The following is a 14,514-nucleotide window of genomic DNA, read 5'->3' on the forward strand; positions in this document are numbered from 1 at the left end:
ATATGTTTACACTTATTACTATACAAGTATAAGGTGCCAGGCATTGGCACCTATAGGGAGAGTTTATGAAAAAAGTTGAACGTTTAAATCAGATGCTACGCTTTATTAATCAAAAACAAACATTCACATTGAAAGATTTAATGGATGAATTTCAAATTTCAAAAAGGACAGCTTTACGTGATATTGCATCTTTAGAGGAAATGGGTGTACCTCTTTTTGCAGAATATGGTCGGTATGGAGGGTATCGTTTAATAAAAACGATGACATTACCACCGATTTCATTTACAAATCATGAAGTTTTTGCGCTTTATTTTGCAATGCAAGCACTAAGTAGTTTTGTAAGTATTCCCTTTCAAGTCTCGTTTCGTTCCATTAATAAGAAATTTTTAGATAGTGTTTCGTCAAAACAGCGTGAGCAAATTGAAAACTTGCAAAAAAGAGTCTCCTTTTTTCATTTGGAACAAGCACATGAATGCGGTTATCTAGAAGAGATTTTGTTAGCTGCTGTTCAAAATAGGGCTTTAACTATAAACTATGTAACGCCGAAACAAACGACAATGCGCCGTATTCAGCCGATTTCGATTTATGCAATGAAAGGTTATTGGTATTGTCAGGCTTACGATTTAGATAAATCTGCTTATCGAGTGTTTCGCTGTGATCGTATTAGGTCGTCAGAAATAGTAGATGCTCAGGATAGTCTGGATTTGGAAAATATAAATATACATAACGCACATAGTCTTTGGAAAGCAACTGAACAAGCTATTCAATTTAAATGCTCAATTACTGCGAGGGGGATAGAGATATTTAAGCAACAACAATATCCTTCGATGAGATTATGGGAGGAACCTGAAGGGACATATTTAATAGGAACTTATGAGCCTGCTGAAATTGACTTTATCATCTCGTATCTAGCTAGTTTTGGTAAAACGATAAAAATAATTGAGCCATCTTCTTTAAAAGAGAACTTAAAAGAATACTACTTAGATTTAATACAAAATTTGTAGCGAAGAGAGATTAGTTTGTTGGAACAAATGAAATACAAACTTTTTCTGAATATAGGGCTAGACATTTGGACGATTGTTGTCATAGTTATAAGACAAGTGTTACAATTATCATTAGGTTTATACATTTTAGTTTTTTTAATTAGGAGAAAAATTGGCATAACATATATTTGATTTTTATAACGACTGATTGTAAAGAGAGAAAGAAAAAAGCAATCGGAAGTTTTATTTTAATAAAAAGAGGAGCGTATTCCCTATGATCGGTATTTTAAAAAAGGTGTTCGATGTTAACCAACGCCAAATTAAACGTATGCAGAAGACAGTTGAGCAAATTGATGCATTAGAATCATCTATTAAGCCACTAACTGATGAGCAATTAAAAGGAAAGACGCTTGAATTTAAAGAGCGTTTAACAAAAGGTGAGACAGTAGACGATCTACTTCCTGAAGCTTTTGCGGTTGTTCGTGAAGCAGCAACTCGTGTTCTTGGAATGCGTCCATATGGTGTGCAGTTAATGGGTGGTATTGCCTTACATGAAGGGAATATCTCTGAGATGAAAACGGGTGAAGGTAAAACGTTAACGTCTACTTTACCTGTATATTTAAATGCTTTAACAGGAAAAGGCGTTCACGTTGTTACAGTCAATGAATACTTAGCTCAACGTGATGCGAGCGAAATGGGACAACTTCATGAGTTTCTTGGCTTAACAGTAGGAATTAACTTAAACAGTATGTCACGCGAAGAGAAACAAGAGGCTTATGCTGCTGATATTACGTATAGCACAAATAATGAGCTTGGATTCGATTACTTACGTGACAACATGGTGTTATATAGAGAGCAGTGCGTTCAGCGCCCACTTCATTTTGCCATTATCGATGAAGTCGATTCTATTTTAGTCGATGAAGCACGTACGCCGCTTATTATTTCGGGACAAGCTCAAAAATCAGCAGAGCTATATATGTTTGCAAATGCATTCGTTCGTACATTAGAAAATGAAAAAGAATATTCATTTGATGTGAAAACGAAAAATGTAATGTTAACAGAAGATGGTATTACGAAAGCTGAGAAAGCTTTCCATATCGATAACTTATTCGATTTAAAACATGTAGCACTTCTTCATCATATTAATCAGGCGCTTCGTGCACACGTTGTTATGCACCTTGATACAGATTATGTTGTACAAGAAGGCGAAATCGTAATTGTAGACCAATTCACTGGTCGTCTTATGAAAGGTCGTCGCTATAGCGAAGGTTTACATCAAGCTATTGAAGCAAAAGAAGGCGTAGAAATTCAAAATGAAAGTATGACACTCGCAACAATTACGTTCCAGAACTATTTCCGTATGTATGAAAAGTTATCTGGTATGACTGGTACAGCGAAAACGGAAGAAGAAGAATTCCGTAATATTTACAATATGAATGTTATCGTAATTCCAACGAACAAAGATATTATTCGTGATGACCGTGCCGATTTAATCTTCAAATCAATGGAAGGCAAATTCAATGCAGTTGTTGAGGATATTGTGAATCGTCATAAACAAGGGCAACCTATTCTTGTTGGTACAGTTGCAATTGAAACGTCAGAGCTTATTTCAAAAATGTTAACACGTAAAGGTGTACGCCATAACATTTTAAACGCGAAAAACCATGCGCGTGAAGCGGATATCATTGCAGAAGCTGGTATGAAAGGTGCTGTAACGATTGCGACGAATATGGCTGGTCGTGGTACGGATATTAAGCTTGGAGACGATATTAAAAACGTTGGTCTAGCAGTTATCGGTACAGAGCGTCATGAAAGCCGTCGTATTGATAATCAGTTACGTGGTCGTGCTGGTCGTCAAGGGGATCCTGGTGTAACGCAGTTCTACTTGTCTATGGAAGATGAACTAATGCGCCGCTTCGGTTCTGATAATATGAAAGCGATGATGGATCGTCTTGGTATGGATGATTCACAGCCGATCGAAAGTAAAATGGTTTCTCGTGCGGTAGAATCTGCACAAAAACGTGTAGAAGGAAATAACTATGATGCACGTAAGCAGTTACTACAGTACGATGATGTACTTCGTCAGCAACGTGAAGTTATTTACAAACAGCGTCAAGAAGTAATGGATTCTGCGAACTTACGCAGTATTATTGAAGGTATGATGAAATCTACGGTAGAACGTGCTGTTGCGCTTCATACACAAGAGGAAATTGAAGAAGATTGGAACATTAAAGGTCTTGTTGACTACTTAAATACAAACCTTCTGCAAGAAGGAGATATAAAAGAAGAAGAATTACGTCGCCTTGCTCCAGAGGAAATGAGCGAGCCAATTATCGCGAAGTTATTAGAGCGTTACAACGACAAAGAAAAGCTTCTGCCAGAAGAGCAAATGCGTGAATTCGAAAAAGTTGTTGTATTCCGTGTTGTAGATACGAAATGGACAGAGCATATTGATGCGATGGATCATCTTCGTGAAGGTATTCATTTACGTGCTTACGGTCAAATTGATCCACTTCGTGAGTATCAAATGGAAGGATTCGCAATGTTCGAGTCAATGATTGCTTCTATCGAAGAGGAAATTTCTCGTTACATTATGAAAGCTGAAATTGAACAAAACTTAGAGCGTCAAGAAGTTGTTCAAGGTGAAGCTGTTCATCCATCTAGCGATGGCGAAGAAGCGAAGAAAAAACCGGTTGTAAAAGGTGACCAAATGGGACGCAATGATTTATGTAAATGCGGTAGTGGCAAAAAATATAAAAACTGTTGTGGCATTGGGCAGTAATAGGAAACTGTAGTTCAGACTGCTTTGCAAACTTTTACATCAAAAATGTAGGATAAAAAGGATTAAACTCTCTCCGTAATAAGCGGAGAGAGTTTCCCTTGTTTTCATATGAAAGTAACAGCAATTACATAGAGGTGAAGGAAATGGAATTAGTAGAAATTAGGCAAGAATTAGAAAAAATGGCTAAGAGATTAGCGGCTTTTAGGGGGTCTCTTTGACCTTCCTACTAAGGAAAAGCAAATTGCAGAGTTAGAAGAAAAAATGATGAGCGCAGGATTTTGGGATGACCAACAAGGCGCACAAGCTGTAATTAATGAAGCGAATGCGCTGAAAGATATGGTTGGAAGTTTCCGTCAGTTAGATGAGACGTTCGAAAACTTAGAAATGACGCATGAACTGTTAAAAGAAGAGTATGATGAGGATTTACATGAGGAATTAGAGTCAGAAGTGAAAACTTTAATTCAAGAGATGAATGAGTATGAGCTTCAGTTACTGCTAAGCGATCCTTATGATAAAAATAACGCTATTTTAGAATTACACCCAGGTGCAGGTGGAACAGAGTCACAAGACTGGGGTTCTATGTTATTACGTATGTATACACGCTGGGCTGAAAAACGTGGATTTAAAGTAGAAACGGTTGACTACTTACCAGGTGATGAAGCTGGTATTAAGAGTGTTACTTTATTAATTAAAGGTCATAACGCTTACGGTTACTTAAAAGCAGAGAAAGGTGTACATCGTCTTGTACGTATTTCACCGTTCGATTCTTCCGGCCGTCGTCATACATCATTCGTATCTTGTGAAGTTGTACCTGAGTTCAATGATGAAGTTGAAATTGAAGTGCGTACAGAAGACTTGAAAATTGATACGTACCGTGCAAGTGGAGCTGGTGGGCAGCACATTAATACGACAGATTCAGCAGTTCGTATTACGCATACACCGACAAATACGGTTGTAACATGTCAGTCAGAACGCTCTCAAATTAAAAACCGTGAGCATGCGATGAAAATGTTGAAAGCAAAATTATATCAAAAGAAATTAGAAGAACAACAAGCACAATTAGATGAAATCCGTGGTGAACAAAAAGAAATCGGTTGGGGTAGCCAAATCCGTTCTTACGTATTCCACCCGTATTCTCTTGTGAAAGATCACCGTACAAATACAGAGGTGGGTAACGTACAAGCGGTTATGGATGGAGAAATTGATCCATTTATTGATGCGTATTTACGTTCTCGTATTTAATAAGAGAAAAAGCCAACAGGATTGTTGGCACATGCTGAGGTAAAAGTGGATATAAAGAGGTTTATCTTATTTATATTGATGAAATAATGAGGAAGAGAAGTTGAAAACGACAACTTCTCTTTTTGATGAGATTATATGTAGAATACAACGCTGCATATTGTTTTGTAAAAAGTAGAGAATAGTAAAACAAAGCGGTAATAGAGTAGGATCTTATATAGAACTTTTTTGATTTACTTTGAAGAAAGAGGTTCTTTATAGAACTTTCTAAGGTGTTCACAGAATTGAAACAATTTGTGAAAGCTTTATTTTATTAGGCTTCTCGATATATTTGTAAAAAATATGAAATACACCTTAGTTTTTCTATATAAAGATAATGCTTATAATGAATATTGAGTGTGTTATGAGGACTATTGCCTAGTTATGAATGAAAATAATATCAACAATGGGGAGCGATAGAAGTGAAAAAGAAATTGTTGGCTATTGCGTTAGGAACATCAGTCGTTTTTGCTTTAGGAGCATGTGGAAATAAAGAAGAAAGTAAACCTTCGAAACAATCTGCAAGTACAGATAGTGCAGAACAAATTTTTCAAAAAAGTTGTATAGGCTGTCACGCTAAAGATTTATCAGGAGCAACTGGACCCGATTTACGAAAAGTAGGACAGAAATACGACGCAGCAGAGATTGAAAAAATTATTGAAAAAGGTCGCGGTTCAATGTCACCAGGAATTATTCAAGGTGAAGATGCGAAAAAAGTAGCTGAGTGGTTAGCTGAACATAAATAAGAAACGTAATTAATAAACGAGCTGATTGTATAACTTGACCGAAAAGCGCTTTGGGTTAAGCAATTACATTAGCTCGTTTACCTTTTTTTTGGGATGTAACATAACTGTAACAAAATTGTATCCGAACTGGAAACCGATTGATGTTACAATGAGGTTTGTAGAATTTTGATGAAATATATTACATAGAGTAGCGTTGCTAATAAAAAGCATGTATGGAAGCTACCTTCAACAAGAATGGTCAAGCGAGAATAAGGTTATTCTTTTATTTTCAAATGTACAGAAAAGTATTTCGAAAAAAATCATTAAGTATTGGGTGATAAATAATGATAAAAATGACGAATGTTTATAAGGAGTACCCAAATGGTATGAAAGCCATTGCTGGTCTCACAGTTAACATTAAACAAGGTGAATTCGTATACGTAGTTGGACCGAGTGGAGCCGGAAAATCTACATTTATTAAAATGATGTATCGTGAAGAGAAGCCATCTACAGGATCAATTAATGTAAATGGACTTGTAATTGAAACATTAGCAGAAAGAGATGTTCCGTATTTCCGTCGTCAATTAGGCGTAATTTTCCAAGATTTTAAATTACTACCTAAATTAACGGTATATGAGAATGTTGCGTTTGCTTTAGAGGTAATTGAAGAAGAACCAGATGCGATTCGTGAGCGCGTTACAGAAGTATTAGGTCTTGTTGGTCTTGAAGAGCGTGCTGATGCACTTCCAAATGAGCTTTCGGGCGGAGAGCAACAACGTGTGGCGATTGCAAGAGCGATTGTAAATAAGCCAAAGGTTGTAATTGCCGATGAGCCAACAGGTAACTTAGATATTGAAACAGCTCTTGATATTATGAAGATTTTTAAACGTATTAATGAGCGTGGTACAACGATTGTTATGGCGACACATAACGCAGATATCGTAAATACAATTCGTCATCGTGTAATTGCAATTGAAGGCGGAAAAATTGTTCGAGACGAGATTGAGGGAGGATACGGATATGAAGGCTAAAACCCTTAGTCGACATTTGCGAGAAGGTGTGAAAAATCTATCCCGTAACGGATGGATGACGTTTGCTTCTGTAAGTGCAGTAACAGTTACATTATTACTTGTAGGTGTCTTTTTAACAGCGATTATGAATATGAACCATTTTGCGACGAAAGTAGAGCAAGATGTAGAAATTCGTGTGCATATTGATCCAGCAGCAAAAGAAGCTGATCAAAAGAAATTAGAAGAAGATATGAGTAAAATTGCGAAAGTAGATTCTATTAAATATTCTTCTAAAGAAGAAGAGTTGAAACGTTTAATTAAAAGCTTAGGCGATAGTGGAAAAACGTTCGAATTATTTGAGCAAGATAACCCACTGAAAGACGTATTTGTTGTAAAGGCGAAAGAGCCGACTGATACAGCAGCGATTGCGAAAAAGGTTGAGAAAATGCAGTTTGTAAGTAATGTTCAATATGGTAAAGGTCAAGTTGAAAAATTATTTGATACTGTAAAAACTGGTCGTAATATCGGGATTGCGTTAATTGCTGGTCTTCTATTCACAGCGATGTTCTTAATCTCTAACACAATTAAAATTACAATTTATGCTCGTAGTACTGAGATTGAAATTATGAAACTTGTTGGTGCAACAAACTGGTTTATTCGTTGGCCGTTCTTGTTAGAGGGATTATTCCTAGGAGTATTAGGATCAATTATTCCAATCGGAGTAATTTTAGTTATATATAATTCATTGCAAGGTGTGTTTAATGAAAAACTTGGCGGAACAATTTTCGAGCTTCTACCATACAACCCGTTCGTATTCCAATTAGCTGGTTTATTAGTGTTAATCGGTGCATTAATTGGTATGTGGGGAAGTGTAATGTCAATTCGTCGCTTCTTAAAAGTATAAAAAGTTGCAAACATAATTCGTACAAGCTTATCATATAGTAGAAATAGGTAAAGGCATCACACATCGTGTGATGCCTTTTGCTACACCACCTGTGTGTTCTGGAAAGGGGAATTCCGCATTGAAACGTAGAGTTGCAATTATTGGAATGGTTGTTGCATTTTTAATTGGTGCTGGCGGGATGTTTGGCGGTATGTACTGGCTTGGAATAAATCCAGCGTATGTAACGCAAACGATGTCGAATGGCAATGCTAGCACAGCGCAAGGGAATTTGGCAAAAATTAATGAGGCGTATGCACTAATCGATTCACGTTATGTGGAAGACGTGAAAGACGACAAGTTAGTCGAAGGTGCAATACAAGGCATGTTGTCTACGCTGAAGGACCCTTATTCCACGTATATGGATAAAGAAACGGCAAAACAGTTTAGTCAGTCACTAGATCCTGAGCTTGAAGGGATTGGAGCTGAAGTGAACAAGACGGACGGTAAGCTTATTATCGTATCGCCGATTAAAGGTTCACCAGCAGAAAAGATAGGAATTAAACCGAACGACCAAATTTTATCTGTAGATGGAAATAGTGTGAAAGATTTATCACGTGAAGAAGCAGTATTGAAAATTCGTGGTAAAAAAGGAACGACTGTTGCAATTGAAATTAAGCGCGCAGGAGTAGCTGATCCGATCGTATTTAAAATTAAGCGTGAAAAGATTCCAATCTTCACTGTATTTAGTTCAGTAAAGAAAGAGAGCGGAAAAGATATCGGTTATATGCAAATTACTTCTTTCGCTGAAAATACTGCGAAAGAGTTTAAGGATCAGTTGAAAGAATTAGAGAAGAAAAATATTGCAGGCTTAGTTATTGATGTACGTGGCAATCCTGGTGGCTATTTAAATAGTGTAGAAGACATACTAGGAGAAATCATGACAGATAAAAAGCCAATGTTGCAAGTAGAACAGCGAAATGGTGAGAAGAAGAAATTCTCTACGGAATTGAAAGAGAGAAAATCATATCCAATTTCAGTATTAATTGATAACGGAAGTGCTTCTGCTTCAGAGATTTTAGCTGGTGCGCTAAAAGAAGGAGAAGGATACGATTTAATTGGTGAAAAAACGTTTGGTAAAGGTACTGTTCAGCAGGCTGTTCCATTTAAAGATGGCAGCAACATTAAATTAACGATGTTTAAATGGTTAACACCGGACGGTAATTGGATTCATAAAAAAGGAATCGCGCCAACTGTAGAAGTGAAGCAACCAGATTATTATCACGCGACACCACTTCAAATTGAAAAGACACTTTCATACAATTCAAATGATGTGCAAGTAAAACACGCGCAAGAAATGCTTAAGAGCTTAGGATATGTACCTGGTCGTGAAGATGGATACTTTAGTAAAGAGACAGAATCAGCACTAAAAGCGTTCCAAAATGCAAATGAGATTGAAGCGACAGGGCAACTTGATAAAAAGACAGCTGAAGCAATTCAAAATAAAATTATTGAAAAAATCCGTTCTGGAGAAAACGATTTACAATTACAAACGGCATTGAAATTAATAGCGAAATAAGAAAGAATACAGGCACTTTGATGCCTGTATTTTTTTATGTGTTAAATATGATAAGATAAAAAGAAAGAATGATATAAATGGTGGTGAATGAATTCGTGGAGGCATGGCTTTTTGAAATACTACGAGCAGTTGGACGTTTTTTCTTACACCCTGCTGTCTATGTATTTTTAATTAGTAGTATCTTCGTTGGATACTTACGTATATTAAGAGAACGAAAAGATTTTTCTTTTAAAGTATATGATATTTGGTTTGAACTGCGAACAACTCTATTTGCAGGTATTGGGTACGGATTAATCGTATCTATTATTACGATCGGGCTCGGGCTTGTCGTTTCGAAAGCGAGTTTATGGGCAATTTTACTTTGGACGTTATTATTTGGATTAACTGCTATGTATCGATATTTATCTGTAGCGTATACGTTCGGTATCGCTATTGCATTCGTGTTGTTATCGTCTAAGATGCCAGTTTCCTTCTTACAGCTTGGAGAAGGTGAAGAGGGTACGATTGTATCCCTTGCTATTTTACTAGGCGTTATGCTCGTTCTAGAGGGTTTATTAATCTCTAAAAATGCAGTACGATATTCTACGCCGAAAATTAAAAAAGGTAAGCGTGGGCTACGAATTGGACTACATGAATCAAATCGTCTATGGCTTGTACCAGTATTTATTCTTATACCAGGAGACGCAGTGACAGGATTTATTCCTTGGTGGCCTGTCGTTTCAATAGGTTCAACTACATACTCTTTATTCCTCGTTCCATTTTTAATTGGATTTATGAGAAAGATTAGAAGTTATGAGCCGAAGGAAGCTTTATTATTTACAGGAAGACGTGTATATGGACTAGCAGGACTCGTGCTCGTTTTAGGAATCGCAAGTTATTGGTGGCACGTATTCGCGATAATCGCGATGGGAGTTGCAATGCTTGGGCGTTTCACAATTTCAATGCAAGAGAAAATTGCGGATGAGACAAGGCCGGCGTACTTTGCCGCACGTAATGATGGGCTCGTTGTGCTAGATACAATTCCGAATACAATTGGGGCAGAGATGCATTTAAAGCCTGGAGAAGTTATTACGAAAGTAAATGGAGTCATTCCAAGAAGTACAGAAGAGTTTTATGATGCGCTTCAAACGAAGACAACAGGAGCATTTTGTAAATTAGAAGTATTAGATACAAATGGGGAGCTTCGTCTTGCTCAAACGGCATTATACGCCGGGGGCCATCACGAATTAGGTGTTGTGTTTATTCAGCAGGAGCATGAGTGGGATTCGGAAGCTATATAATCATTAAAATGAAATGAAAGAAGAGTCTGTATAACTACAATGTTATACAGACTCTTCTTTTTTGTTACAATTTACGGTTTTACTTGAGCATAATGTTGTACAACAAACTCGCGAAACGTTTGTGCAGCAAGTGATAAGTAGTGTTTTTCATTCCACACTAAATGAGGCGTCCAATGGCAAATGGGCTCTTCAATATGGAGAAGCGTCAGTGGGGGTAATTCCTTTTTTGCTGCAATTGGTAAAAAGGCAACACCAAGACCGGTGCGTACTAAGCCGCTGATGGCTGCAGGTTCATCCCCTTCACATACGACATTGGGCGTAAACCCAGCCCGCCTGCAGAACTTGTCTGTAATTTCACGGAAGCTGTATCCTGGCTTTAGGGAGATGAACGGATCATCTGCTACTTCACTTAGCTTGATACGGTGGCGATTTTTGAGACGATGTGTACTCGGCACAGCTAGTACAATCTCTTCGGTCATTAATGGAAGACTATAGATTCCTAGTCGATCAATAGGTGAAGGAGTAAGACAAAAGTCGATTTCGCCTTTTTCAAGGAGTTGAACTTTCAATTCTTCTGTGGATGCCTGCGTTATGCGGAAGTTAATATGTGGATATAAGTCTAAAAAAGGTGCTAGTAATTCAGATACTCGATTTAAGGTCGTAGTAGCTATTAAAACACTTCCACGTTCTAATCCAGCCATGTCTGTAACTTGTCGTTTACCTACTTCCAGTGCCTCAAGGGCTGTATCTACTTGCTTGAGAAAAGCTTTTCCGAAAGTGTTTAGACGAATTTGCCTCCCGACTCGATCGAATAAGGGAACTCCTAATTCTTCTTCTAATCGAGCGATAGTAACACTTAAAGCTGGTTGGGAGATATGAAGTTCCTGTGCCGCTTTTGTTATATGTTCCGTACGAGCGACTGTCTTAAAATACTTGAGCTGCAGTAATTCCATAAAATGTGTTCACCTTCTCTTATATACTCAAAGTTATTAATATGATAGTTATTTTATATTTTTGTTTATCAATAATCAATTTTATAATATGAGTGTGAAAAGAAACATTATAAAAAGAAATATAAATAAAAAAATGAGGTGGATGATTTTTGGATATTCAAAAATATTTAGAACATATTCAATCTGAAAAAAGAGAGGTAAGTTTCCCTTACTTATCTCATCTTCAAAAACAACATGTACTCAACGTTCATTTTGAGAATCTTGATATTTTGGCAAGAAAACCGCTATCTTTGCGTGAAGAAGATTTATATCAAAAAATTGTTCATGCGAAGCAGGGTGGCGTGTGCTACGAGTTAAACGGAATATTTTATTTTCTGCTAAAAGAATTAGGTTTTGACCCGTATCTTATGGCAGGAACTGTATATGTAAGAGAAGGAATTTGGGCTCTTGAAAATGCTCACTTATTCATAATCGTACCAATTGATAATAAAGAATACTTGGTGGATGTAGGTATGGGCGGTAATTCGCCACGAATTCCTGTTCCGCTGAATGGAGAGGAAGTTGTAGATAGTGATGGCCTTTACCGAGTAAATAAAGATGAAACAACATCGTTTTATCATCTGCAAAAAAAGACTGATGGTGAATGGGAGATTCTATATCGATTTGAGCAGCCTTCCCATAAATGGAACTTGTTGAACATTCATCCAATCTGTGTCTTAACTGAAACAGCTCCAGAATCAATGTTCAACAAGATGTATTTCCTTTCAAGAGTGACAGAAAATGGGCGTATCACTTTGTTAGGAGACACGCTAATTATCGTTGATGGAAAAGAAAAAACAAAAGAAAAACTAGAAAAGCATGAGATTGAAGAAACTGTTCGTCGCTATTTCCAAATCCAAATGTAGTGGGGAAACTTTAGGGAGGGTTAATATATAACTTTAGATCTACAAGTTAAACTGTTTATTGCACAGTGGGAAATAAACGGATAAGAACGTAGAAAAGCAAAAGGTGTGTCGAAGGTATTACAAGTTTCGAATTGTTCACAAGATGTATTTGTGAAAAAATAGAAGGATCGCACGCTATAAGTGGGCACATTTATTTGAATACGATAAGTAATATATATAAATGAAGCCTAATTTCTCATTGATATAAATGAGGGATTAGGCTTTTTTATAGATTTTCTCACTTTTTTAGTTTCATAGACGGATAACTTGAATAATTATTTGATAATGGTTATCATTTAGAGAGTCTTTTAATTTGGAAAAGGGAGGAAAGATATGCTACGTAAATTTTTTTCTTACTATAAACCGTACAAAGGTTTATTCGTACTCGATTTTTCCTGTGCAGTTATCGCAGGTTTACTCGAACTTGGTTTCCCGCTTATCGTAAATCAATTTATTGATAAGTTATTACCAGGACAAAACTGGACGCTTATTTTATGGGCTTGTTTCGGCTTGTTCGTAGTTTATGTGTTAAATGCAGGTTTGCAATACGTCGTTACATATTGGGGACATATGCTTGGGGTTAACATTGAAACAGATATGAGGCAGAAATTATTTGATCACATTCAAAAGCTATCATTCAGATTTTTTGATAATAATAAAACAGGTCATTTAATTTCACGTCTTACAAACGATTTAATGGAAATTGGGGAAATTGCTCACCATGGACCAGAAGATTTATTCATTGCCATTATGACTTTAGTTGGAGCATTTTCATTTATGATGATGATTAACTGGAAGTTAGCGCTTCTAACATTCTTCGTAATCCCGTTCTTATTATGGTTGGCACTTTACTTCAATAAAAAAATGACAGGTACGTTTAGACGTTTATTCTCAGACGTTGCTGATTTCAATGCATGTATCGAGAACAATGTAGGTGGTATCCGCGTTGTACAAGCATTCGGAAATGAAAAGTTTGAGAAAGAGCAATTTGCTGTAAATAATGCTCGTTTCCGTACAACAAAATTAATGGCGTATAAAATTATGGCGTTAAATTCATCGATTAGTTATATGCTGATGCGTCTTGTAACACTCTTTGTATTAATATGTGGTACATGGTTTGTTCTGCAAGGTGAATTAACGTACGGTGGATTTATTGGATTCGTTTTATTAACGAATATTTTCTTCCGCCCAATTGAAAAAATTAATGCGGTTATTGAAAGTTATCCGAAAGGAATCGCTGGTTTTAAAAGATATGTAGAACTTCTGGAAACAGAGCCGGATATTGTAGATTCTAAAGATGCAATAGAAGTTAAACATGTACACGGCGATATTCAATACAATAACATTACGTTCGGATATGAAAATAAAGAGCCGATTTTAAACGATATTAGTTTGAAAATACATGCAGGTGAAACAGTTGCTTTCGTTGGACCATCAGGGGCAGGGAAAACAACACTATGTAGTTTATTACCTCGTTTTTATGAACACTCATCTGGATCAATTCAAATTGATGGCATTGACACCAAAGAGATGACGTTATCGTCACTTCGTAAGCAAATCGGAATTGTACAGCAAGATGTTTTCTTATTCTCAGGAACAATTCGTGAAAATATCGCTTACGGAAACTTAAAAGCTTCAGAATCTGAAATTTGGCAGGCGGTAAAACGTGCTCAGCTAGAGGACTTAATTTACTCGCAACCAGACGGTTTAGATACAGTTATCGGTGAGCGTGGTGTGAAACTTTCAGGAGGACAAAAGCAGCGCTTGGCAATTGCCCGTATGTTCTTGAAGAACCCGCCAATTTTAATTTTAGATGAAGCAACTTCTGCGCTAGATACAGAGACAGAACTTGCTATCCAAAAATCACTTGCAGAACTATCTGTTGGCCGTACAACATTAGTTATCGCTCACAGGCTTGCAACTATTAAAAATGCAGATCGCATCGTCGTTGTAAATAAAGACGGTATTGCAGAACAAGGTTCACATGAGGAACTAATCAAACGAGGCGAGGGTTACAGCCGATTGTATGAGGCGCAGTTTAGTTCGTAAATATAATTTCTGCTGAATTAGTGCACCATAAGTAAGTGGAAATCTTATTTG

General features: G+C 36.8%; 11 protein-coding genes. 10 read left to right on the forward strand and 1 reads right to left on the reverse strand.

The genetic code is table 11. The features are described 5' to 3' along the window. The first annotated feature begins 65 nt into the window (after nt 1–65). The 8 genes from SJY24_RS04405 (at nt 66) to SJY24_RS04440 (ending at nt 10,517) form a co-directional block, all read left to right on the forward strand. Nucleotides 66–1,004: a helix-turn-helix transcriptional regulator gene (locus tag SJY24_RS04405; RefSeq protein ID WP_377863877.1), complete on the forward strand. Its 939-nt coding sequence runs from the start codon at nt 66–68 to the stop codon at nt 1,002–1,004. A gap of 253 nt (nt 1,005–1,257) precedes the next feature. After that, nucleotides 1,258–3,765 (forward strand): preprotein translocase subunit SecA, encoded by a 2,508-nt coding sequence (gene secA, locus SJY24_RS04410; RefSeq protein WP_377863878.1) that lies wholly within the window; start codon nt 1,258–1,260, stop codon nt 3,763–3,765. A 143-nt stretch (nt 3,766–3,908) separates the two neighbouring features. Next, a protein-coding gene (gene prfB / locus SJY24_RS04415) for a peptide chain release factor 2 (protein WP_128856293.1) occupies nt 3,909–5,007 on the forward strand; the annotation gives its coding sequence in 2 pieces (ribosomal slippage) (nt 3,909–3,980 and nt 3,982–5,007; 1,098 coding nt in all). 458 nt (nt 5,008–5,465) lie between these two features. Further along, the gene (gene cccB / locus SJY24_RS04420; protein ID WP_000727963.1) at nt 5,466–5,789 is read left to right on the forward strand and encodes a cytochrome c551; all 324 of its coding nucleotides are present in this window, start codon (nt 5,466–5,468) and stop codon (nt 5,787–5,789) included. A 323-nt stretch (nt 5,790–6,112) separates the two neighbouring features. Further along, nucleotides 6,113–6,799, forward strand: a complete 687-nt coding sequence (gene ftsE / locus SJY24_RS04425) for a cell division ATP-binding protein FtsE (protein ID WP_000594330.1) — start codon at nt 6,113–6,115, stop codon at nt 6,797–6,799. Continuing rightward, on the forward strand, nt 6,789–7,682 hold the full coding sequence (gene ftsX / locus SJY24_RS04430) for a permease-like cell division protein FtsX (RefSeq protein ID WP_000645024.1): 894 nt from the start codon (nt 6,789–6,791) through the stop codon (nt 7,680–7,682). Before ftsE ends, ftsX begins: the two co-directional genes overlap by 11 nt. A gap of 118 nt (nt 7,683–7,800) precedes the next feature. Next, a complete protein-coding gene (locus SJY24_RS04435; RefSeq protein WP_483861723.1) occupies nt 7,801–9,237 on the forward strand; it encodes a S41 family peptidase in 1,437 nt (478 codons plus the stop codon). A gap of 95 nt (nt 9,238–9,332) precedes the next feature. Continuing rightward, complete coding sequence (locus SJY24_RS04440) at nt 9,333–10,517, forward strand: PDZ domain-containing protein (RefSeq protein ID WP_377863879.1); 1,185 nt, start codon at nt 9,333–9,335, stop codon at nt 10,515–10,517. Between the two features lie 71 nt (nt 10,518–10,588). Here the strand turns inward: SJY24_RS04440 and SJY24_RS04445 are convergent, their stop codons facing one another. Next, on the reverse strand, nt 10,589–11,470 hold the full coding sequence (locus SJY24_RS04445) for a LysR family transcriptional regulator (RefSeq protein WP_377863880.1): 882 nt from the start codon (nt 11,468–11,470) through the stop codon (nt 10,589–10,591). Between the two features lie 149 nt (nt 11,471–11,619). Between SJY24_RS04445 and SJY24_RS04450 the strand changes: the two genes are divergently transcribed. Together SJY24_RS04450 and SJY24_RS04455 are read left to right on the forward strand one after the other, a co-directional pair. Next, on the forward strand, nt 11,620–12,375 hold the full coding sequence (locus tag SJY24_RS04450) for an arylamine N-acetyltransferase family protein (RefSeq protein ID WP_107887213.1): 756 nt from the start codon (nt 11,620–11,622) through the stop codon (nt 12,373–12,375). A gap of 372 nt (nt 12,376–12,747) precedes the next feature. Continuing rightward, a complete protein-coding gene (locus SJY24_RS04455) occupies nt 12,748–14,463 on the forward strand; it encodes an ABC transporter ATP-binding protein (protein WP_012261982.1) in 1,716 nt (571 codons plus the stop codon). Nucleotides 14,464–14,514: the final 51 nt, after the last annotated feature.

This window comes from Bacillus sp. R86525 (assembly GCF_042466195.1).
GTDB classification, from domain to species: domain Bacteria; phylum Bacillota; class Bacilli; order Bacillales; family Bacillaceae_G; genus Bacillus_A; species Bacillus_A nitratireducens.

Excerpts from the sequence above, each read along its gene's own strand:
- SJY24_RS04405 (WP_377863877.1), top strand. The coding sequence starts at position 66 with ATGAAAAAAGTTGAACGTTTAAATCAGATGCTACGCTTTATTAATCAA.
- secA (WP_377863878.1), top strand. The coding sequence starts at position 1,258 with ATGATCGGTATTTTAAAAAAGGTGTTCGATGTTAACCAACGCCAAATT.
- ftsE (WP_000594330.1), top strand. The coding sequence starts at position 6,113 with ATGATAAAAATGACGAATGTTTATAAGGAGTACCCAAATGGTATGAAA.
- ftsX (WP_000645024.1), top strand. The coding sequence starts at position 6,789 with ATGAAGGCTAAAACCCTTAGTCGACATTTGCGAGAAGGTGTGAAAAAT.
- SJY24_RS04445 (WP_377863880.1), bottom strand. The coding sequence starts at position 11,470 with ATGGAATTACTGCAGCTCAAGTATTTTAAGACAGTCGCTCGTACGGAA.
- SJY24_RS04455 (WP_012261982.1), top strand. The coding sequence starts at position 12,748 with ATGCTACGTAAATTTTTTTCTTACTATAAACCGTACAAAGGTTTATTC.